The sequence below is a fragment of the Streptomyces sp. NBC_00154 genome (assembly GCF_026342835.1).
GTDB lineage: Bacteria > Actinomycetota > Actinomycetes > Streptomycetales > Streptomycetaceae > Streptomyces.
This window is the reverse complement of record NZ_JAPEMI010000001.1, coordinates 7,301,527-7,322,169: the sequence shown is the minus strand read 5'-3', so window position 1 is coordinate 7,322,169 and position 20,643 is coordinate 7,301,527. Positions and strand designations below refer to the sequence as shown.

Annotated in this window: 19 protein-coding genes and 5 pseudogenes; 12 read left to right on the top strand and 12 right to left on the bottom strand. The window is 68.5% G+C overall.

What is annotated here, in order from left to right; genetic code table 11:
• Positions 1-47: 47 nt before the first annotated feature.
• From OHA03_RS32785 to OHA03_RS32775, 3 genes are read right to left on the bottom strand one after another with little or no spacing between them, the layout of a single operon-like run.
• Positions 48-479: an ankyrin repeat domain-containing protein gene (locus OHA03_RS32785; protein WP_267007310.1), complete on the bottom strand. Its 432-nt coding sequence runs from the start codon at positions 477-479 to the stop codon at positions 48-50.
• A gap of 39 nt (positions 480-518) precedes the next feature.
• A complete protein-coding gene (locus tag OHA03_RS32780) occupies positions 519-749 on the bottom strand; it encodes a hypothetical protein (protein ID WP_267007309.1) in 231 nt (76 codons plus the stop codon).
• Positions 682-942 (bottom strand): hypothetical protein, encoded by a 261-nt coding sequence (locus OHA03_RS32775; protein ID WP_267008289.1) that lies wholly within the window; start codon positions 940-942, stop codon positions 682-684. The genes OHA03_RS32780 and OHA03_RS32775 overlap by 68 nt, the downstream gene beginning before the upstream one ends.
• Positions 943-1,095: 153 nt before the next feature.
• Here OHA03_RS32775 and OHA03_RS32770 point away from each other — a divergent pair.
• From OHA03_RS32770 to OHA03_RS32760, 3 pseudogenes are all read left to right on the top strand, one after another.
• Positions 1,096-1,692: pseudogene (locus tag OHA03_RS32770) on the top strand (IS701 family transposase); the annotation flags it as partial.
• Positions 1,688-2,182 (top strand): annotated as a pseudogene (locus OHA03_RS32765) (GNAT family N-acetyltransferase); the annotation flags it as partial. The pseudogenes OHA03_RS32770 and OHA03_RS32765, both read left to right, overlap by 5 nt.
• A 1-nt stretch (position 2,183) precedes the next feature.
• Positions 2,184-2,738, top strand: a pseudogene (locus tag OHA03_RS32760) (hypothetical protein); the annotation flags it as partial.
• A 100-nt stretch (positions 2,739-2,838) separates the two neighbouring features.
• On the opposite strand, the gene OHA03_RS32755 reads toward OHA03_RS32760, so the two are convergent.
• Entirely contained in the window at positions 2,839-3,237 is a 399-nt protein-coding gene (locus OHA03_RS32755) for a DUF5958 family protein (protein ID WP_267007308.1), read from the bottom strand.
• A gap of 613 nt (positions 3,238-3,850) precedes the next feature.
• Here OHA03_RS32755 and OHA03_RS32750 point away from each other — a divergent pair.
• Positions 3,851-4,594, top strand: a complete 744-nt coding sequence (locus OHA03_RS32750; protein WP_267008249.1) for a DUF3626 domain-containing protein — start codon at positions 3,851-3,853, stop codon at positions 4,592-4,594.
• A gap of 195 nt (positions 4,595-4,789) precedes the next feature.
• On the opposite strand, the pseudogene OHA03_RS47880 reads toward OHA03_RS32750, so the two are convergent.
• The 4 genes and pseudogenes from OHA03_RS47880 to OHA03_RS32730 form a co-directional block, all read right to left on the bottom strand.
• A pseudogene (locus OHA03_RS47880) lies at positions 4,790-5,286 on the bottom strand (helix-turn-helix domain-containing protein); the annotation flags it as partial.
• An 80-nt stretch (positions 5,287-5,366) separates the two neighbouring features.
• Positions 5,367-6,098 (bottom strand): HAD family hydrolase, encoded by a 732-nt coding sequence (locus tag OHA03_RS32740; protein WP_267007307.1) that lies wholly within the window; start codon positions 6,096-6,098, stop codon positions 5,367-5,369.
• Positions 6,099-6,394: 296 nt separating this feature from the next.
• The gene (locus OHA03_RS32735; RefSeq protein ID WP_267007306.1) at positions 6,395-7,030 is read right to left on the bottom strand and encodes a response regulator transcription factor; all 636 of its coding nucleotides are present in this window, start codon (positions 7,028-7,030) and stop codon (positions 6,395-6,397) included.
• Entirely contained in the window at positions 7,027-8,247 is a 1,221-nt protein-coding gene (locus OHA03_RS32730) for a sensor histidine kinase (protein WP_267007305.1), read from the bottom strand. The genes OHA03_RS32735 and OHA03_RS32730 overlap by 4 nt, the downstream gene beginning before the upstream one ends.
• A gap of 170 nt (positions 8,248-8,417) precedes the next feature.
• On the opposite strand from OHA03_RS32730, the gene OHA03_RS32725 reads away from it, so the two are divergent.
• From OHA03_RS32725 to OHA03_RS32710, 4 genes are all read left to right on the top strand, one after another.
• Positions 8,418-9,506, top strand: coding sequence for an ABC transporter permease (locus tag OHA03_RS32725; RefSeq protein ID WP_267008247.1), 1,089 nt, complete (start codon positions 8,418-8,420; stop codon positions 9,504-9,506).
• The gene (locus tag OHA03_RS32720; protein WP_267007304.1) at positions 9,503-10,186 is read left to right on the top strand and encodes an ABC transporter ATP-binding protein; all 684 of its coding nucleotides are present in this window, start codon (positions 9,503-9,505) and stop codon (positions 10,184-10,186) included. Before OHA03_RS32725 ends, OHA03_RS32720 begins: the two co-directional genes overlap by 4 nt.
• A gap of 456 nt (positions 10,187-10,642) precedes the next feature.
• The gene (locus tag OHA03_RS32715; protein ID WP_267007303.1) at positions 10,643-10,984 is read left to right on the top strand and encodes a hypothetical protein; all 342 of its coding nucleotides are present in this window, start codon (positions 10,643-10,645) and stop codon (positions 10,982-10,984) included.
• Between the two features lie 2 nt (positions 10,985-10,986).
• Positions 10,987-11,319: a DUF6233 domain-containing protein gene (locus tag OHA03_RS32710; RefSeq protein ID WP_267007302.1), complete on the top strand. Its 333-nt coding sequence runs from the start codon at positions 10,987-10,989 to the stop codon at positions 11,317-11,319.
• Between the two features lie 183 nt (positions 11,320-11,502).
• Here OHA03_RS32710 and OHA03_RS32705 read toward each other — a convergent pair whose 3' ends face one another.
• Positions 11,503-11,871, bottom strand: a complete 369-nt coding sequence (locus OHA03_RS32705) for a PPOX class F420-dependent oxidoreductase (RefSeq protein ID WP_267007301.1) — start codon at positions 11,869-11,871, stop codon at positions 11,503-11,505.
• Between the two features lie 381 nt (positions 11,872-12,252).
• Here OHA03_RS32705 and OHA03_RS32700 point away from each other — a divergent pair, with 381 nt between their 5' ends.
• From OHA03_RS32700 to OHA03_RS32690, 3 genes are all read left to right on the top strand, one after another.
• A complete protein-coding gene (locus OHA03_RS32700; RefSeq protein ID WP_267007300.1) occupies positions 12,253-12,711 on the top strand; it encodes a PaaI family thioesterase in 459 nt (152 codons plus the stop codon).
• Between the two features lie 14 nt (positions 12,712-12,725).
• On the top strand, positions 12,726-13,685 hold the full coding sequence (locus OHA03_RS32695; protein WP_267007299.1) for an MBL fold metallo-hydrolase: 960 nt from the start codon (positions 12,726-12,728) through the stop codon (positions 13,683-13,685).
• Positions 13,686-13,837: 152 nt separating this feature from the next.
• Complete coding sequence (locus OHA03_RS32690; RefSeq protein ID WP_267007298.1) at positions 13,838-14,392, top strand: hypothetical protein; 555 nt, start codon at positions 13,838-13,840, stop codon at positions 14,390-14,392.
• A gap of 233 nt (positions 14,393-14,625) precedes the next feature.
• Here OHA03_RS32690 and OHA03_RS32685 read toward each other — a convergent pair whose 3' ends face one another.
• Both OHA03_RS32685 and OHA03_RS32680 read right to left on the bottom strand, forming a co-directional pair.
• Positions 14,626-15,681, bottom strand: a complete 1,056-nt coding sequence (locus OHA03_RS32685) for a hypothetical protein (RefSeq protein WP_267007297.1) — start codon at positions 15,679-15,681, stop codon at positions 14,626-14,628.
• A 34-nt stretch (positions 15,682-15,715) separates the two neighbouring features.
• A complete protein-coding gene (locus OHA03_RS32680) occupies positions 15,716-16,249 on the bottom strand; it encodes a hypothetical protein (RefSeq protein WP_267007296.1) in 534 nt (177 codons plus the stop codon).
• A 272-nt stretch (positions 16,250-16,521) separates the two neighbouring features.
• Between OHA03_RS32680 and OHA03_RS32675 the strand changes: the two are divergent.
• Positions 16,522-16,737, top strand: a pseudogene (locus OHA03_RS32675) (transposase); the annotation flags it as partial.
• A 71-nt stretch (positions 16,738-16,808) separates the two neighbouring features.
• On the opposite strand, the gene OHA03_RS32670 reads toward OHA03_RS32675, so the two are convergent.
• Complete coding sequence (locus OHA03_RS32670; RefSeq protein WP_267007295.1) at positions 16,809-20,534, bottom strand: S8 family serine peptidase; 3,726 nt, start codon at positions 20,532-20,534, stop codon at positions 16,809-16,811.
• Between the last annotated feature and the right edge of the window lie 109 nt (positions 20,535-20,643).

Here is a 20,643-nt window from a genome sequence, read left to right as displayed (position 1 = left end):
TCTCCCGTATCGAAAGTGGCTGACGAGACCCGGAATTACGGGATGGGTCACGTGGCTGGGTCGTGTGGTCGGGCACCTGCCGCGAGAAGCACGGCGATCGTCTCGGGGTAGGGCCCGGTCGTCGCCCATTGAAGCGGCGAACGGCCCATGCCGTGATCTTCGTGGAGATTGGGATCGGCGCCGTAGGTGAGGAGTGCACGCACCGTTTCGGTATGGCCCCAGCATGCTGCCGCGCACAGGGGTGTGCCTTCCGCGCCGCGTCCGCTTTCGGTGTTGGGCGAGGCCCCGGCTGCCAGCAGACAGAGGACGTTGTCGGTGGCTCCGTGGACTGATGCCGCGTATAGAGGCGTGGTGCCCTCGGTGTTGCCTGTCTCCGGACAGGTCCCGGCTAGCAGCAGTGCATTGATATGGGCGCTGTCGCCGAAGGTCGCTGCCCCGACGAGACGCTCCGACAGTTTCTTTTGCCGCCGTCTGTTCACAATCGCTCAGACTAACGAGGAGGTGAGCGAAGGGCTCGGTCACAGCCACTCGTTGATGGCTGCAACCAGGACGGTCGCCTCGTATCGGACCGCGAGTTTGTCGTACCTCGTGGCCATGGCGCGGTGCCTTTTGAGAGGATTGATGCCGCACTCAACTGCATGTCGGGCCTTGTAATCTTCCGGGTCGAACCTCGGCGGGCGGTCACCGTGGGAGCCGAGTTTCTTTCGGCTGCGCGCCTGATCGGCCCTGTCCGGGATGGTGCAGCGCATACGGCGTCTGCGTAGGTAGGCGCGGTTCTTGCGGGCGGCGTAAGGCTGCGGGGTCCGTTGTCCTGCCGTCCGCCTCGATGCCGATGTCGCCCAGGAGCGTGAGAAGGTCGTCCCCGGCGCGGTTCGCGAACTGCCACACGAACCGCGACATGGCTACGAAGGCTTCGCGCTCGTTCAACTCGTAGCGACTCATCAGGGCTCTCCATCGTCGGGCGGAGCCAGTAATCCAGGGCCGGGAGTCGTGATCTCTCGCCTGGGAAATCGTGCGGCCACCGAAGATCATCGTGGTTTGTGAAACAACGAAGGATCAAGCATTGGCCGCAGGTCACAGCGTAGACGTTGAACAATCGCAGGTCGGTTCTCCCGGGTGGAACCCCGCCGCCGGGCCCGCTCATTGGTACTGGGGCTGCTGTCGGACTTGCCGCGCAAGAACTGCTGGACGATCGCCGAGCACGTCGGGGAGCCCACCCCGCACGGGATGCAGCACCTACTCGGCCGTGCCAAGTGGGACGCCGACTCGGTCCGCGACGACATTCGGCCCTACGTGTTGGACCACCTGCGCGACGAGGAAGCGGTCCTGGTCGTGGACGAGACCGGCGACCTGAAGAAGGGCACCACGACGGTCGGAGTGCAGCGCCAGTACACCGGCACCGCGGGCAGGATCGAGAATGCCCAGGTCGCGGTCTACCTGGTCTACTCCGCGCAGACCGGACACGCCGCCATCGAACGGGAGTTGTACGTCCCGCGCTCCTGGGCCGAGGACCGCCAGCGGTGCGCGTCGGCCGGCATCCCCGCCGATGTTGGCTTCGCCACCAAGCCCGCTTCCCCGGACACAACCAGCTCCTGGTCCGCCGAAACCGGCGCACAGGCGAACTCGTTCCGGCCGACCGGTCGGAACCGGGTGCGGAGTGTCGGTGCGGTGGTGTGTGATCGGGGGTATGGCGATTGTGTTAGGCAAGCCGGGAGTCGACGGGCTGAGCGAGGCTGTGGGCGTGCTGCGGGGGTGGCAGTACGACGGGGCGCCGATGCAATTGCATCCGGGGGACCTGGGCTGGTTCTGGCGTTTAGGTGCGGAAGCGACCGCCGCGGCGGTCAGGACGTGGAGCCGGGAAGGACGGATTCTCGCTGTCGGACTGCTGGACGGTCCCGGACTGTTGCGGCTGACGATCGCGCCGGACGCTCATCAGGACGAGGAGCTGGCGCAGCAGTTGGTTGAAGACGTGACCGAGCCGGAGCGCGGCGTGCTGCCCGAGGGGAAGGCGAACATCGAGGCGCCGATGGGTGCACTGGTCCAAGATCTGCTGTTCGAGGACGGCTGGAACGCCGACCAGCCGTGGACACCGCTGCGCCGCGACCTCACGGAGCCGGTGAATGACCCAGACGTGCGGATCGAGGTGGTCGGGCCGGAGCAGGCGCACGTGTTTGCCGCCGTACCCGCTCACCGACCGGCTGCTGCGGCCCACAGTGCGCTCGTGGCGCCCTTCCTCCCGCGGGCCGCATCTGATCGATCTGGAACTCGACGGCGAGCTCGCACCCGTACCGGGATACGCCCGACCCATCTGGGAGCGCTGGCTGGCCGGCCCGCCGGACGCCCGTGGTGCATGGGTCGACCTCGACACCCGGCAGCGCGGGGCCTGGCTCGATCTCGTCCGTGAGCGGGGCTGCCGGCTCGAGCACCAGGACCAGCCGGCCGGACACGCGTACGTGCCGGAGGGCCGGCACATCACCGACAAACCGAGCCTCTACCTGGCACTCGGCGAGGCCGTCAACGGGCCGGGCGGCTACTTCGGCGGCTGCCTGGGCGCCCTCGTCGACTGCCTGGGCGGCAACTTCGGCTACATCGCCCCCGCGCCCCTGCTCTGGCGGGATGCCGCGACCGCGCGCGATCACCTGTCCCGCCTCCTGACGCCGGAGGGCGAGCCGTATGACCTGGTCACCACGGTACTCGAAGTCCTGGCCGAGCGCGGGATGCGCGTCACCCTCATGTGAGTCGGCATCCGCAGCAGTGACTCGACGCTGCTGTCGGTCCGTCTGGCCACGTACCCGTCTGATTCAGGAGCGGCGTCGTGCGCAGGTGCCGACGGAGGGATCAGTCAGCGGCGGACAACCTGTGCCACCAGTGACCGCACCCGTCTGAGCAGAAGCGCTTGCGCCGTCGTCCATCGGCGATTGCGAGTACCGCGACCATTAGCCGGAACGCCTTACGGCGTTCGTCGAGGGGGGTGAGAGAAGCGATCTTCCCCAACTGGTGCTCGATGCGGCCGCGCGTGATCAGGACCGCGGGTGTGTGCGTCGGGCGCAGCCCGGCACGACGGATGCTCTCCGGTCCGTCCTCGGCGACGGCGCGCGCCTGGACACAGTGGTGGCACAGGAACAGCAACGCCTCGGACTGCTCCTCTGGGCCGAGCGCGTCGAACCATTCGATGCCCTGCGACATCGGGCGCAGCCCCTGAGCGAGTTCGTTGAGCAGGACATCGCGTTCGGTCACGACTGCCTCCCATCGGACAAGCGGCACTTCGCCGCGGTCTGTCGTCGTCCAGTCGCGGGAAGGATGGCGGCCGTTCACGGACTGGCTTTCGGGTCAGCCTCTCCCGGATCACACCGGCGCACGCCCAGAAGGGGCACCCCTGGTTCTCGCTGCGGTCGTGAACCGCTACCCTGCGGCCAACTTCAGCGCCAGCGCCGACCAACTAGACCTCGAACCGGCTTGCTGCGTCGTCGGGGCGGGCCTGCTGGCCTGGGCCCTGATCGGCACCGTCATCGGCATGTATCTGTTCATTCCAGCGGCCCTGTTGTTGCTCGTCGCGGGGCCCAGTCCAGGCCCGCGATGCAGGCCGCAACTTGGCGGCCGGCCTTGGTTGTGCCGTACCGGTGAACAGGCGGTGTTCCAGCCCTGCACTATTCGGTGTGCGTAGTTACTGCGGGGGCCGATGGGCCCGCAAGGCGCTGGAGCCGTTCAAACTGTGGTGCGTTGGCGCCTGCAGTCCGTACACACTCCACGCATGCGTGCTGACACTGCTTTATCGCTTCAGGAGAGAGCTCTGCGATATGTCGCGGCTTCGTCCAGGGGAGAACCACTTGCTCACGACCTACGGGTGACGATGCATTTCCATCCCGATCGTGCAGCGGGGAACCGTCCCGTCCTGGCCAAGATGGCGGAAGATGGTGTCTATCGCTCGCAGTTCGTGACAGGTACGAGCAACGGCGGTCTGACCGCTCATCCCGGCGGGGATCGGTGGCGCTGGGAGAGTCATATCTTCGCCGGCGCATACGACGACGCTGCGGCCGACCAGCGTCCCGTGTACGGGGCGTTGAACTACCGTCGTGATCCGATCGGCGGCGCGCCGCGGTTCGGCTCCTCGTACTTCCGGCTAACCGCTGAGGCTCTTGCGCGCACCACGTTCTGCTACCCCGACAGCTCCACTGAGCCTTCCGCCTTTGGTGTCGCCGCCCGCTGCTCGCTCGTCGAACTGGCTGAGGCCGAGGATTTGGATGCCCTGGACTGTCATATCGAGGCACAGATTCACGGTCCGGTTCGGTTCGACCGTGATGTAGAGGCACTGGTGCTGGATCCCAGCTATCGCGGCACAGCCGTCGAATCCGCAGCTCGCCGCTTGTCCTGCCCGATCGAATGGCATCCAGGTTTTCGGCTCGGCGTGGATGAACTGCGGCACCATCCGAGCTATCGCGGACAGGAATACGTTGACCTCGGTACCGAGATCGCCGTTGATGGCCGGCTTGATCCGAGGATCATCGGCGACGCTGCTCGGACAGGCCTCTACGCCCTCCAGGATCTCAAGAAGGTTTGGCACTGCCTGGCACGCTTCGGTAAGGGCGACGTCTGACGACAAGGAGCTATTCGGCAACCCTGAGGGCCGTGAGATAGCTGGACCAGCTGTCCTCGGCCAGCGCCGCCCAAGACCGACGTCAAGGGCCGGGGACGTCCGGGACACTCCAGGTTCCGGGTCAGGCCTCGCTTGTTCGTCCATCTGATGAAGGAGACAGCCGCGCGCAGTCGGAATGGCTCGGCCTGGCGTGGCCTTCCAGGTCTTCGCGTTGGAAAGGAGACGCCCTCCTCACGGAGCAGGACCCGAAGGCCCTCGTAGCTGATGTCGTCGACCACCCCCTCGGCGACCAGCAAGTCGGCCAGCCTGGCCAGGCTCCAGGTCGAGAACGGCAGGTCGTGCTCGGCCGGCTTGGACTTGGCGATCTTCTTGATCTCGCGCCGTTCCGGAAGGGTGAAGGTCCTCGAGCGTCCGCCTTTGTACTTCGGGTAGAGCGCCTCGAAGCCGTCGGTGTTGAAGTCATGGATCACATCGCGGACCCGGTCCGGGCTGGTGAACGTCACCTCGGCGATCTTCGCCACGAGCACGCCCTGGGTAGACAGCAGTACCCTCTGCGCGCGCCGTCACGTCACCACCGAGCCGGTGCCCCTGCGGATGATCCGCAGCAGCCGCCGGCCCTCGTCATCATCGATCTCACGGCCAAGGGCTGAGTGGTTCGTTGAGCCGAGCCACGGTAGTTGGAACCTGGCCATGATTCTTGGAACCAGCTGATGCGTGCCCCGGGGGAAGGCGTTGACCCGGGTCGCTCACTTACGACGGCCGTGAGAGCCGGTCAGGCATTCGTGCGTGACAGGTGGTTGGGGAGGTCGGTGAGCCGTTCGATGCGGAGCACCGTCTGGTCTGCCGTCGGCGATGGTCCACCGGTGACGAAGTCGATGCCGCGGTCCAGCCAGATGCCGGTGAGCCCGGCGAGGGCGGCTGCGTTTACATCGGTTTCCAGCATGTCGCCCACGTTGACCACCTGCGCGGGGTCCGTCCGCATCCGCCGGCAGGCGGTGGCGTAGGCGACGGGCTTGGCCGCACCGAGCTCGGTCGGGGTCAGAACGGCTTCGAAGTATTCGAGGAGGCCGAAGCGGGCGAGTTTGGCGCGCTGCTGCTCGGGGTCCCCGTTGGTGAGAACAGCCAGACGCGGTCCTCGGGGAAGCCGTTTCAGGGTCTCCAGGCATGGCTGAACATCGGGATAGCACCGCCAGGACTCCTCGAACACGGTGAGGTAGCGCTCGGCGATCCAGGCATCCAGAAGGCCGGGACGTTCAGGAACCGGCTCGCCGAGCATCGGCAGGAAGGAACGGAGCCTGCGTCGGTAGTGCTCAGCGAAAGAGCACTGACCAGCCAGGTATTCCCGCATGTGGCGCGCCTCCAGCGTCCACCACAACGTCACCAACTCCTCCGAAGGAGCCGTCGCGTTCGGCGCGGCCTGGACGATCTGGCCGATCGTTTCCAAGACCGCGCTGCGATGATCGACCAGGGTGCCGTCCAGATCGAAGAAAATCACATCTGCCATAGGCGTGATCATCTCGTGGTGCCTGTCCCTGACGCCAGAAGGCGGGTATCGCGATCTTCCTTTCGGGATGATTCTCCAGGTGGTCACAACAGGGCGAGCGTTGTCTGATGCGGCACTGGCTGCCGCTGCGTGACCATTGGAAGCACTGACGCAAGGGCTGTCACGAGCGCTTCAGACCTGGTTGGTCGACCTTGGGTGGCAGCTGCAATGTGTGACGGCACAACCGAACGGGTTCGCGCTCAGGGAGGTGTGGCCGGGCGGGCGGGCCGGTGCGCCGGGCGAACTGCCTTGGGTCGTTATCGCCGGATGAGGCCGAGTTCGGTGGCGGTGGCGACGGCAGCGGTGCGGGAGTCGACGCCGAGTTTCACGTAGATGCGGGCCAGGTGGGACTTGACCGTCCCTTCGGTGAGGTGGAGCCGGTTGCCGATGGCTTGGTTGGACAGGCCCACGGCGACCAGTGCGAGAACTTCGGTCTCGCGCCGAGTCAGGGTGGTGCCGGGAGTGCGCAGTCGGTTCATCAGCCGGTCCGCGACCGTGGGTGCCAGTGTGGTGCGGCCTGCCGCCGCGGTGCGTACGGCGGCGGCCAGGTCCTCGGGTGGGGCGTCCTTGAGGAGGTAGCCGGTGGCGCCGGCTTCGATGGCGCGAAGGGTATCGGCGTCGGTGTCGTAGGTGGTGACGATCAGCACGCGGGGGGCTTGGGGGCGTGCGGTGATGGCGGCGGTGGCCTCGGCGCCGTTCATTCCCTTGCCGAACTGAAGGTCCATGAGGACGACATCGATGTCGCCCTGGGCGGCGCGGGCGACGGCTTCCTCGGCGGTTGGGGCTTCGGCCACCACTTCGATGCCGGCTTCGGTCTCCAGCACGGCGCGCAGCCCTGCGCGCACGACGGGGTGGTCGTCGGCCAGGAGCAGGCGGATGGGGGTGTCGGTCACGGGCGGGCCTCGGGCTCGTTCTGGGCGGAGGGGGTCAGAGGGAGCTGGGCGGCCAGGGCAGTGCCGTGACCTGGAGTGGACTCGATGATGAGGGTGCCCCCCAGACCGTGGACGCGGGCGCGCATGGCGGCCAGCCCGAACCCCCCGGCCTCCGGGTCGGGGACGGGCAGGTGGTGGGGATCGAAGCCGCGCCCGTCGTCGACGATGTCCACGGCGACGTGGTCGCCGAGGTAGCTGAGGGTGACCTCGGCTGCGGTGGCCTTGGCGTGGCGGACGGTGTTCCCGAGGGCGGACTGCGTGATGCGCAGCAGTGCGACCTCATGGGCGGTCGGCAGCGGTAGCGGGTCGCCGGTGAGGTGGAAGCGGGCGGTGATCCGGTGGCGGGCACTGGTGGTGGCGCACAGGCGTTCCAGAGCGCGGGCCAGGGTGGTGCCTTCCAGGGCGGGCGGGCCGAGGGCGGCGACGAAGCGGCGGGCCTCGGCGAGGTTGTCGACGGCGGCCTGGCGGGCCTGGTCGACGTAGCGGGCGGCACTTTCGGGGGTGCCGGGCAGGGCGCGTTCGGCGGCGCGCAGCAGCAGCTGGATGCTGGAGAGGCCCTGGGCCAGAGTGTCGTGGATCTCGCGGGCCAGACGTTCGCGCTCGGACAGCACGCCGGCGGTGTGCTGGGCGGCAGCCAGATCTGCGCGGGTGGCGGTGAGCTCCTCGATCAGGTGCCGGCGTTGTTCGCTCTCCAGGTACAGAGCCTGATACCCCCACACCACCGCCACCGCCACGGCGGCGCCGAGGGCCGGGCCGATCGCCATCGCAGCGCTGAAGGTGCCCTGATGTGCGGTGAAGCCTGCGACGGCGGCCAGCCCGGTGACCGCCACGGCGGCCAGTCCGGCGCGGCGGGCCAGCAGGTGGAGCTCGAGAAAGTACAGCGGGAATGCCACCCACACCCCGTCGGCGGACAGGGCCAGCAGCACCAGCCAGACAGCACCTACAGCGGCCAGCCACAGCGCTGCGGCCGGCCGCGAGCGGCTGACGCGTGGCAGCAGCGGGCCGGCCGCGTAGACGAGGCCGCAAGCCGCGGCCGCGGCGACGACCCACCCGGCGTGCGGGCGGCCATCGGTCACGGCCCGGCCGGCCGCCAGGGCGAGCAGGCCGATGACCAGCAGGTGCAGGCACCAGGCCAGGGCTCTGGTGGTGGGGGTCAAGGCGGGGGCGGTGGTGTTCACAGTCCTTCCACCCTAAGGAGAAAACCTCTGCGCGGCTTCCATCGAAAGTTACAACCGGGCTGCCGCCTTTCGATGCGCCAAGTGCTGTCCTGGGCCAGATGCCTCTGGAGGGGATTGGCAGCGACGGTGGGGACATACCGATTCCGCCCATGAAAGAGCAGGTCCAAGCCGTGTTCGTCGCCTGGAGAGACCTGAAATTCGCCAAAGGGCGCTTCGCCCTGATGGGCACCGTCATCGTGCTGATCACCCTGCTGGTCGGGCTGCTGTCCGGACTGACCGCCGGGCTGGGCCGGCAGAACATCTCCGCGATCACGTCCCTGCCCGCTGACAAGATCACCTTCGGCGCGCCCGGCGAGGGCGAGGACCCGTCGTACTCGAACTCCACCGTCACCGAGAAGCAGTGGCAACAGTGGGCCAGGACGCCCGGCGTGAGCAGCGCCGAAGCGCTGGGCATCACCACCACCAAGGCGACCGCCGGGAGCAGGAGCACAGGCGTCTCCGCCTTCGGCGTGAAGCCCAGCTCCACGCTCGCCCCCGACAGCAACAAGATCGACGGTCACGCGGTGGTCCTCTCGACCGCCGCCGCTGACAGCCTGGGCGTCGCGGCGGGCGACACCATCGCCCTGGCCGGGCAGAAACTGACCGTCGCCGCGGTGAGCGGTGACGCCTCCTTCAGCCACACCCCCGTCATCTGGACCAGCCTCGACACCTGGCAGAAGACCGCACCTCCCACGGGCACCGCCGACGGGCCCACCGCCACCGTCATCGCCCTCAACACCACCTCCGGCACCGACCTCAAGGCCGCTGACCAGGCGGCGGGCACCAAGACGGTCTCCAAGGACGACTCGCTGTCCGCGATCGGCTCCTACACCTCCGAAAACGGCTCCCTGCAACTGATGCGTGGCTTCCTGTTCGCAATCTCCGCCCTGGTCATCGGCGCCTTCTTCACCGTGTGGACCATCCAGCGCAGCGGCGACGTCGCCGTCCTCAAGGCTCTGGGCGCCTCCACCGCCAATCTGCTCACGGACGCGCTCGGCCAGGCCCTTGTCCTGCTGGCCGGCGGCACCCTGATCGGCACCGGCATCGCCGCCGGCCTCGGCGCCCTGGTCGCCGGCAGCGCGGTGCCGTTCCTCCTCACCCCCACCACCGCCCTCGTTCCCGCCGCCGTGACAATCGCGCTGGGCGCGCTCGGGGCCGGCCTGTCCATCCGCCGCATCACCTCCGTCGACCCACTGACCGCCCTGGGGAGCGCCCGATGAGCCTCAACCTGACCGACATCACCCTCACCTACCCCGACGGCGTATCCCGCCTGACCGCACTGGACCAGGTCACCCTTCAGGTGCCCGAGGGCAGCCTGACCGCCGTCGTCGGCCCCTCCGGCTCCGGCAAGTCCAGCCTTCTCGCCGTCGCCGCCACCCTCATCGCCCCCGATACCGGCACGGTCACCATCGACGGCACGCCCACCACCGGCTTGACCCGCGGTGAACTCACCGACCTGCGCCGCAACAAGATCGGCATCGTCTTTCAGCAGCCCAACCTGCTGCCCTCCCTCACCGCCGCCGAACAGCTCCAGGTCATGGCACAGATCGACGGTCGCAACCCGCGCACCGCCCACAACCGGGCCATGGAACTGCTCGACGCCGTCGGCCTGGCCGACCAGGCCGGCCGGCGCCCCCACCAGCTCTCCGGCGGCCAGCGCCAGCGCGTCAACATCGCCCGCGCCCTGATGAACGACCCCACCGTTCTCCTGGTCGACGAACCCACCAGTTCCCTCGATCACGAACGTGGCGCCGTTGTCATCGACCTGATCATCCGCCTCACTCATCAACAGGCCACCGCGACCGTCCTGGTCACTCACGACCGCACCCACCTCACTTCGGTCGACCAGGTCGCCGAAGTCAACGACGGGCGTCTCCGCCTCCCCAGCACCGCCCGATAGCCAGTCGTCCACGACCAGCACGCAACCTCGGACGGGAGGTCGGTGCGGCCCCGACAGCGTCGGCCCGCACTGCAGGAGAACAACACGGTCCCGGGCTCCCAGCCCGGGACATGGCTCTGTCCGCTCACACTCTCGGAGTGGGCAGTCGGCACCACACCGGGCCTGGCCACCGGGGGGTGCGGGCACTCCCCGCCACCCTCGAACGACGCCCACACACACTTACTGCGGCTGAAGAGGACCGTCCACGCACCGCGGCAGCTCCGTACGCGAGGAAGGCCAGAGCTCCGGCGACGTCGAGCCCGGCGAGAACCCAGTCACCGTCGCCGGCGGCACACCGCGCTCCAAGTGGCGCGGTTTCGACGCCGGGGGCGCTCGTCCTGCTCCATCCGAGGGATTCGCCAGAGCAGCTCGTCGTGCCGCTCGCATCCAAAAATCGAACATGCGTACCATTCACGTGTGCCCACGTACGACTTCCCCCAGGACCTGCGCGACGCCCAGCTCGCGCTGCACGAAACCCGTGCTCAGTACGAGCAGTACGCCCGGACCCTGCCGTGGTCGGCTGAGCCGATGCCCGGCTGGGAGAGCGAGAAACAGCCGTACACCAGCTTCCGCTCCGGAAAAACAGACAGCCCCGGCTACACCGACGAGCAGGCCGCGGAGATCACCCGCCTCAAGGCCCGCATCCTCGAACTCGGCATCATCGTGTCCACGCACCCGTTCTGGAGCAGCGTGGAGAGTGGCGTCGTCGATGCCCGTATGGCGCTGAAGCACGTCCACGAACAGCCGGCCGAGGCGTAGCGGTGTCCGAATCCGGCGGGATATCCGACCTGGACAAGAACCGTGCTCTGGCCGACTGGCTGGAGTGGCAGCTGCGCCGGACCCGGATCCGGATCCGTGAGCTGGAGGTCGCAGAGCGGCAGGAGCAGCGTGCCCACGAGCGGGCGCAGGCGGAGCAGTCGTGGAAGATCCAGCCGAAGCTCTCCAGGGACACGGCGATGCTGCACCGCGGGGGCTGCTCCCTGTCACCCCAACTCGGGTTCATCAACCGCGAAGAGGCGATCATCGCGTTGAACGAACCCGACATCGAGGCATGCCGGATCTGCCATCCGGAAAAGGGCCTGAGGGCCGCATAGGGCTGGTTCGGGCCACTCGTGGTGCAGCGGAGGCAGTCGGCCCGCGCGATCGGCATTCCGGCTGTGACGGCGGCGACGGCGCCGCCCTGCCGGCCTGTCGCCCCCGCTTGCCAGTTGCCCCGGCACGACCGGGAGATGCAGACGTCGGACGCAAGTACGGGGAATGGGTCGGCCGAGCGGGGGTCAGTCGTCGAGGCCCCAGCTGTGAACGCTATGAGGGTGGATGCGGATCACCTCGGGGCTGAAACCCGGGCCCAGGGCGTCGGAGCTGGTGAGCAGCTCAGCTGTTCCGCGGATCTCCACGAAGCGGGGCTTCCATGGCGTCACGCTCGCGAGATCGTCGACGACGAGGGAGATCTTCGGGTTGGCCTGCAGGTTGCGCCATTTCTTCGAGGCGCCCATGCGGTGTCCGCCGATGAGAACGGTGTCGTCCGCCTGGAGGAAGAATCCGACCGGGTTGGCCTGCGGCGGGCCCTTGGGGTCGACAGTGGCCATGCGACCCAGCCGCTGGCCGGCCAGGTAGGCACGCTGAGCATCGGTGAAGGCAGTCATATCTGCACCTTTCCACTGGGTTACAGGTGCCGGCTTGTGGCGCCGCCCGGCCACCACTCGGGCGCGGGTTCCTTCGCGACCACGGGCGACGGGCACGCCGCCCGAGTTGTCTAAGTCGCCGCTCTGCGGCGTACCAGGTGCTCGGACTTCCGGCGATGGCTACTCGGGCAACGGTCGGTCATCGATGACGTGCTTCATGACGAGGGTGGAGGTCAGACGCAGTGTCCTGAAACCCGGCCCTCGGCGGCCCGGGCGGTCACCCGCGTCTCTGGTGCCATGATGATCGTCATCGGTGGTTTCCTGCTGGTGGAACGCCTGGCCGGCTGACGAACCCGCCCCGCCCCGTTCAGAGACCGTGATGTCCCCGTCGAAGGAGAGCACGTGGAAGACCAGACACAGCACGAACAGGCGAGCCCCGAGGTGCAGAAGCGCATCCAGGACAGCTTCGACTGCCAGGGGCTGATGGCCCACCTCGGTGCACGGATAACCCACATCGGACCGGGGCGCGTGCACATCGTGCTCCCAAGTCGGTCCGAAGTGACCCAGCAGCACGGCTACTTCCACGCCGGCGCCACCAGCACCATCGCCGACACCGCCGGCGGCTACGCCGCCTACACACTGTTCCCCGAGGACACCGAGGTTCTCACCGTCGAGTACAAGATCAACCTCCTCGCGCCCGCGGTCGGCGAGTACCTCGAGGCGGTCGGAACGGTCCTGAAGGCCGGACGCACGCTGACCGTCTGCCAGTTGGAAGTGTTCGGCGTCACGGACGACGGCGGGCGGAAGCTCGTCGCCAACGGGCAGCAGACGCTGATCCGCGTGAAGCCGCCCGAGCAGTGAGCCCGCAGCCGTCATTGCCGTCCTGGGCAACGTGGTGGCAGCGGCCGTTCCCGGACGCCAACACACTGCTGCTCCACGGACGGCAACCGGCCCTGGTCGACACCGGGTTCGTGGGTCATGCCGCAGAGACGGCCGACTGGGCCCGTGCGCACGCCGGGGAAGTCGGTCTGGTGGTGAACACCCACTGGCACTCCGACCACGTCGGCGGCAACGCCCTCCTCCAGGCGCACGGCGCCGCCGTCGCGGCCGGGGCCCTGGAGGCCGAGGCCATCCGACGCCGGGACCCGGGCTGCTGCGCGGCCGAGTACCTGGACCAGCCGGTCGCCCCGTACACGGTCGACGTGCCGCTCGACGACGGACAGGTCCTCCGGCTCGGGGACACCGAGTGGGAAGTCGTCCGGACCCCCGGGCACACACCTGGGCATCTGGCGCTGTGGCAGCCGGAGGAGCGGCTGCTCGTGGCCGGGGACGCACTGTCGGACTACGACGTCGGCTGGGTGAACCTCGCCCTCGACGGGCTCGACGCGGCCACCACCGCGCTCGCTTCCCTCAAGCGGATGGCCGACCTCGCCCCGCGGGTGATCCTGCCCTCCCACGGCCCGATCCCCGCCGACCCCGGTGCTGCCTTCGCCGCCGCCCTGCGCCGTGCGCAACGGCTCGTGGACGACCCGGACGGGACGGTCCGGTACGGCGCCCGGCGGATCTTCGCATTCGCCCTGATGATCCGCGGCGGCATCCCGGCCGACGACGTCGAGCCGTACTTGCACGCTCGAGACTGGCTGACCGACGCCGCCCGGCTCCTGGGCCTCACGCCCGAGGCGCTCGCCGCCGAGCTGGTCACGACCATGCTCGGCAGCGGCGCCGTCGTTCTCCGCGACGGCCGCCTCCACGCCGCCGCCGACCACACCCCTGTGGCGGCCGAAACGCTGCGCGTGCCGTACCCGCGCGCATGGCCGGTTTCGGAGCCGCGCTGACTCGCGGCGGGAGTGGACGGGCGGACCTCCGGCCGCTCACCCGTCCACTCCCGCCCGGACCTCCGGTCAGAAGGTGTGCTCCGGCGACGTGCGGAGCGTGAGTCCTGGAGGCCCCCACTTCACGTTGGACCACACCACATCGAGGATCAGTCTTGACCCCCTACTCCCTGGCGTTCTACGTGGACGTCGTCACCACTGGCACCGTGCTCGGCGTGGGCCCCGCGGCCCCTCCCGACCGCGTGACCATGGCCCTGGGGTCGAACTTCGGTGAGAACACCTTCGACGACCACAGCATGTGCCGTGACTACGGCCTCGCCGAGTTCTTCTGGGACCGCGCTTCCGCCGAACACACATGGTCGGGCCACCACTTCACCCTGCAGGTTCACAGGCTCGCGTACCGGGACCGCGCCCTCGTCAACGAGACGGTTCGCGCCCGGTACGGGCGGTTCACTCCCAGGCTTCGGTTCGAAAAGCTGCAACGCCTACTGGAGCGGCGTGGTGTCCCCCTGCTCGAGATCCCGGAAATCCCGGCGAACTCCCCTTACTTCCGTACTTTCTGGCAGCCCGATTCCCGTGTGGCCGTCTCCGTCATAGGCACCTACGGCGAGTACAGCACGCCGGACAATCTGCGGGTCGGCGACGTGTACAAGATCCAGGCCCCGATGGCTGCCGAGGAAGTGGAGTGGCGGAGGGCGCGGGTCGGGTAGCACCGGGGGCGGCCTGGGCGCTTGTCGATTTCGCACAGCCTGAGTCACAGCAGGACTCACTTTCCGAGGAGTTGGAGGTCAGCTCGACCGAACATCTGACGCTGTGACGTGAGCCGGCCAGGGCGTCGGGACGGGACCAGCGGGCGAAGCCATGGAGAGGCGGACCGCTTTCCGACGGTGCATACCTACTGCGGGTCACGCTGTGAGCGCCAGGAAGCCGTGGGCTCGACAGGTCAACCGGTGGTGGTGCCTGAACCGGCGTCAGCCGTTCTACCGTCGTGCCGACGACGGACGCGGTTGGCGACGATCAGAAGGGCGGTACCCAGCAGGAGGATCCCCGCGACCAGCCCCTTGAGTGCGCCACCGCCGGACGCTTCGGAGTCCACCGCGGCTGCCGGGGCCATGCCGTGGGTGTGCGGGAATTTGATCTTCGCGTGGAACTTCTTGACGAGCAGTCCGCTTCTGAGTTCAAGGGTGGCGCGCCAGGGGCCGTCGGCCACTTCGTCGGTGACGGGAATGATCACGGGCTCGGACTGGTGGGGTGCCAGGCTGGTGCCCAGTTGTACCTGGTAGGGGCCTGCGCTCAGGCTTCCGGACACCGAGGCGAGTTTCAGGGTGCCGGACAGGTCCAGAGCGCGGCCACCGGTGTTGATGATCTGGGCACGCACGATCGCGTGGCCGTCCGGGCCGCGTTCGGCCGTCATGGTGCGCGCGGTGAAGTTCGGGGCCGGGGGGTTGTGTCCGCCGACTGAGAGATACATCCGGATGCCGGTGCGGCTCACCAGGGCGACTCCACCACCTCGACCGCCCCTGACTTGCGCCCAGACCACGGCATAACGCTCGCCGGGTGCCGCGTCCCTGGGCACTCTGATTGTCACGGTGTCGCGGAGGGTGTCGTGGGCGGGAACATCGAGCGTCCTGCGTCGCAGCTTTGTCCAGGACGAGAGTTCGTTCCGCTTCCTGCCGGCTGCTCCTACGAACGAGCCGTGGGTGATGGTGGCGGCGGCCGGATACACCTCGACGTGCAGGGTGGAGTCAGTGGTGTTCAGTACTTCGATGCGGCGGTGCACGGTCGTGCCCGGTCTCAGGTTGTCGACGATGTAGTGCCGTGCGCGTGGATCGTCGGCCAGGTCGGCCGGGATGTCGACGAGGCGTACGCCGACGCTTCCCTGGCCGGAGCCTGATGAACGTGCTGGCGCGGCCGCTGTGTTGGTCGCAGGTGAGCCGGCGCCGGTGGCCGCGATGAGTGCCGCGGCCACCAGTGCCAGGACGGGAACGAAACTGCGCAAGGTGGAGATCCCCCCAGTGTTTTCGGTGTGTGGGTCAGGCCACGGAGTGGGTGATCGTCGAGCTGTAGGTGCCGGCCAGTGCGTCCGCCGGGACCGTGACGGAGATGGTCGGGTTCCACACGGCGGTGTTGATCCCGGACACGCTGGTGGCCGTCTGGACAGGACCTGGCGGGTACAGGGGGTCCAGGTTGCTGGCGTTGACGATCGCGTTGCCGGTGACCGTGGCGGACGGCGTGTTGTAGCTGCTGGAGCCGGGGGCGGAGACCGAGATGCTCTGCGGTCCCGTGAAGTCGGTTCCGTTCGCGGTGACGACCCAGCCGGTCGTACCACCCCGGTTGTCTGTCACAGTGACGTTCCCCAGCTGTGCGCTGACCGTCTGGGGGCTACTGCTGGCGGCGACGGTGCCCAGGCTCACCGGCCCCGTCGGCACAGTGATGTCGATGGTGCCGGTGGTGATCGAGAGCGTCACCGGCGTGGTCCCACTCTGATCGGCCGAAGCCGGCAGGGGAACGGACAGAGCCGCCACCAGGCCGACAACGAGCGAAGCAGCCGCGATACTTCTGCGCATCTTGATCCTCAAATCGGGGGTCACAGGTGCAGGTGGAAGTCACCTCCCGCCCGATATCGGCAGAAGACCACATTCATGATCGCTTTCTTTGCCTTTTCCACCGGATCGGACCATTCGCTCTTTAGAATGGTTTTATGGCACTCCGTGGCTCGCCCCTACCGGGGCGGTCACGGTTCTCGGCACATAGCTGCTTGATGCGTACGCGTGCGGTCCCCCGCTCGCATCTGTCCCACCCCTCAGACACTGAGCCCCTTTCAATCTGAGGACGGTGCGGTCCGGTCCGGGCCCTCGTCGATCTCGCGTTGGCTCCTGAACATCCCCGTGGCCATGGCTCGTTGTACGGCGCATTCGACAAAGGCCCTATCGACGTCGACCGGCTCCGCCGGAGCCTGGCCGGGCTGCCGTTGCCGGGGGCAGACGGCCATCTGGTTCTGGCAGTGGATGCCTCACCGTGGCTGCGGCCGGACGCGGCGAGCGGCCCGTCCCGAGTAACGGGCGGAACACCACCGGGTGGGGCCGCCGGCTGCGACCCCACCCAGTATGTGCTCCGTCAATGACGTCAGCGCAAGCCGAAGGCCCGGGTGATCGTCTGGGAGACGCTGTTGTCGGCGCTGTCCCGGGCAGTGACCCGAAGCGTGACGAAGTCCGCGGACTTCGGCGCCTTCAGGGCCGTCCGCCATGCGACGCCGTCTCGGTTCAGCTCGGACCGCTGCCAGGTCGCCCCGTCGTCGTACGAAACTTCGACAGAGGGCTTCCGGATGCCCGCCGTTGTGCCGGGCAAGTGGGAGGCCGCCACCGTCAGCTCGGCACGCTGGTCCGCCCGGCCCGCCTTGTCGGTGTCCACCCCGTAGTCGAGCTGGATCAACGGAAGAGACTCGGCCGAGTCGGCGCCGGTCGCCGCGGAGGTGAAGTTCCACTCGGTCAAGGTGTGCGTCGAGTACGGATTGGCCCAGGCTGCCCGGTCGTTGTCGACCACCAGCCGGTAGGGCAGGCGCTCCGCCGCGAGCTCGGGAACCCGCAGGAATTCCGCGTTGCCCCAGTTGAGCTGCCGATCACCCTGGTAGAGCGACATCCAGTCCTTGACGTCGAAGTTGCCGTGAGCTTCTCCGACATGGCCGGAGCCGGAGTCGCCCCAGCCGGGCGCGGGAATGTAGACAGTGTCGAGATAGCGCACCGGCTGGTAGCCGATCGGACCCATCCGGGGCCGCTGGATCGGCCCGAACCAGCTGACCTCGGCGGTCTTCCCGGCCCGGTAGCGAAGGACGTCGATCGAGTGCTGCCCGGTCTCGCCGACGGTGAAGGCGTCGTCCAGCCAGTCGGCACCGGGGGTGACCCAGTCGGTCCGCTCACCCTGTGCGGGAGCGGTGAGCTGGTTTCCGACGGCCCAGCCCCGCCAGACATCGGAGCGGTACTCCAGCGCCTTGCCCGGCCGATAATTGCGGAACGAGACGTCCACCCGGGCCAGATCGCTCGGCTTCACCCGCCAGGTCGGGTCCGCCGGGACGGTGCCGGACCAGTGACGCACCACGTCGTAGAGGTAGTCGGTCGTGGGGTGGGAGGTGACCTTCAGCTCGATGCTGCCCCGCTGGAGCGAGTCGATCAGGTCACCGCCCTGGTCGGCGTTGAGCGTCGCCACCGTCAGCGGAGCCGGGTTCTGCGGGCTCCAGGGAGTTTCGTCCCACGGCCGCAGTCGGCCGATGCCGTCGTTGGCGACCAGGAGTACCCGCGCGCCAGCCGCTGCGGCGGCCTTGGCCTGCTCCTCGATCGCCACGGTGTCGCTACGCCGCACCACCACAGCCTTGCCGCGGACATTCTTCCGCGCCAGGTCCTTGGCCGTACCTTCGGCGGCGAAGACCGCCGTCAGCTTCCGCGTGCCGGCCGGCAGCGGCTTGGCCGCGCGCTTGACCAGCGGGTCGTCGAAGGTCTCCGACTTCGTGCCCACGGTCAGCGCCGGCTGCTCGAGGCGGAAGCGGGCGCCGAACTCGAACTCGCCGTCGGTGACCTTCTTGCCGGTCGGGAGCGCCCAGATGCTGTCGTACGTCTCGTTGGGCAGCATCGAGCTCTCGACGAGGCTGTCGGTGAACGACCGGTGGATGTCCAGCCGCGGCGCGACCGCCGTGGTCTGCCGCGGCACGTGTGCCAGGATCTGGCGAGTCTTGCGGCCGTCCAGGGTAACGGTGCGGTCCTGGTCCAGCTGAACGTCGTTGAAGCTCAGCAGCGCCATGCCGAGCGAGTGCGGCCCGTTGGCCCCCCGCACATCGGCGGTGAGCCATCCGCTGTAGCTACCGACGGGCAGGCGCCCGGTGCCGGTGCCGGACTCGTCGAGCTCGATCGTCGTGAAGAGGTGCTCCGCGGTGAGGAGGACCCGGCCGGAGAGCGGCTTGCCCGACCGGTCCTTCGCGACGATGGTCAGATTCTGCCTACGCCCCTCCTTGCCGACGCCGATCAAGGTCCGGGCGCGCACCACTTTGGCGTTGTCCGAGCCGGTGATCATGCCGCTGATCTGCCGGTCGGCGGGAAGCCGGTCCAGTTCCGCAGTCAGGTTGACCGAGGTGGTGCCGTGTGCGGGAATGGTGACCCGGTCGGCGGAGAGGGTGAACAAGCCCGCCGGGGCATCGGCATCGATCGCAAGGTCCAGGGTGACCGGGGCGTCGCCGACGTTGGTGTACGTCACCTTCCGGACGTCGGTCTCTCCTGGCTTCGTGGGCCACGTGTGGAAACCGGAGAAGGCGCTGGCGGTTGCGAAGACGGACGCGTGCACGGCTGCGGAGGCGTCGAGCCGCCCACTGCCCGCCTCGTACGGGGTGTACGACTCAGTGGCCTTGGTGCTGCTGACCAGTGCTGCCTTCAGCTGCGGACCGCTCCAGTCGGGGTGGGTGGCGGCGAGCAGTGCGGCGGCGCCGGCGACGTGAGGTGTAGCCATCGACGTGCCGCTCATCGTGGTGTAGTAGCCCGAGCCGCCCCGCCGGTAGTGGGAGCGGGCCGCGAGGATGTCGACACCGGGTGCGGTGAGTTCCGGCTTCAGCCCGGCGTCGCCGTCCCGCGGGCCCTGGCTGGAGAATTCGGCGAGCTTGTCCGTGGCGTCGACGGCTCCGACGGTCAGCGCGGAGTCCGCGGCACCGGGACTGCTGATGCTGTGCGGCCCGCCGTTGCCGGCCGCTACCACGAACAACGCACCGGTCTCGGCGCTGAGTCGGTCCACCGCCTCGCTCATCGGGTCGGTGCTGTCGCCGCCGCCGCCCAGGCTCATGCTGATGACCTTGGCCTGTGCGTCCCGGGCGGCCCATTCCATACCGGCGATGATCCAGGACTCCTGTCCCCCGCCCTCGCTGTCGAGCACCTTGCCGATCTCCAGCCGGGCTCCGGGCGCGACACCCCGTTCCTTTGCGTCGGAGGCGCTGCCGGTGCCGGCGATGGTCGAGGCGACGTGGGTGCCATGGCCGTTGTAGTCGGCGATGTCCTCCTCGTACGGAACGAAGCTGGTGCTGGCGTCGATCTGCCCGATGAGGTCAGGGTGTTCGCTGTCCACCCCGGTGTCGAGGACAGCGACCTTCACGCCCTTGGCGGTGTTGCCCTCCGCCCAGACCTGCTGCGCGCCGATCTGTGCGGTGGACTCGGCCAGGTCGGCTTTCACCTTGCCGTCGAGCCAGACCTTGGCGATACCACCCGCGAAGGTGGGCCGTACCGATCCGCGGCGTGCCCTTGCTGCCGCGGAGTCGCCGGTGAGCGCGGACCAGAACGCCGGGGCCTTGTCGCGCTTTTGCGCGACCGCCGCGCCCTGCATGCTGTCCAGCCGGCGGACAACGGTCGAGCCGGCCACGTTCGGCGCGGTCCGCAACTTGTCGGCTGCGTCGGTGTAGCGGACGATGAGCGGCAGCCGTTTTGCGTGCGCGTCGTCGTACCCGTCGGCGATCAGCCGGGTCACGTTGAACAGCTGCTCGTCCAGCAGCCCCGCGCCGACATAGGGCAGGGCCGCATCGGGGTAGACGTATGTCGAACCGTCCATGACGACGCGGTGGAAGCCGGAGGTGGTTCCGTTCGGGCCTTCCACAGACCGGATGACGGTGCCGTCGGCGGCGGTGCCGATCGTGACCTTGTCGCCGGTGATCAGGGTGACGCTGTGGCTGCTGCCGCTTGCGGGTGCCTGCGATGCGGCGCCGGCGGGCGGTGCCGGGTCGGGCGGGTCCGCGGGTGCCGCGGCGATGGCTGGTATGACCCCGATTGCCAGGGCGGCGACCGCGCCGAGCGCGATCGGCCCAAGCCGGGGGGTGGGAAGAATGGACAAGGAGACCCCTCAAGGGCTAAGGAGAGTGGGAGATCATCCGGAGCATGGGGTTGTCCTTGGCCTTGAGCAATAGGCTCAGGCTGGCGCTGTTTGGCCATGGCGCAGTTAT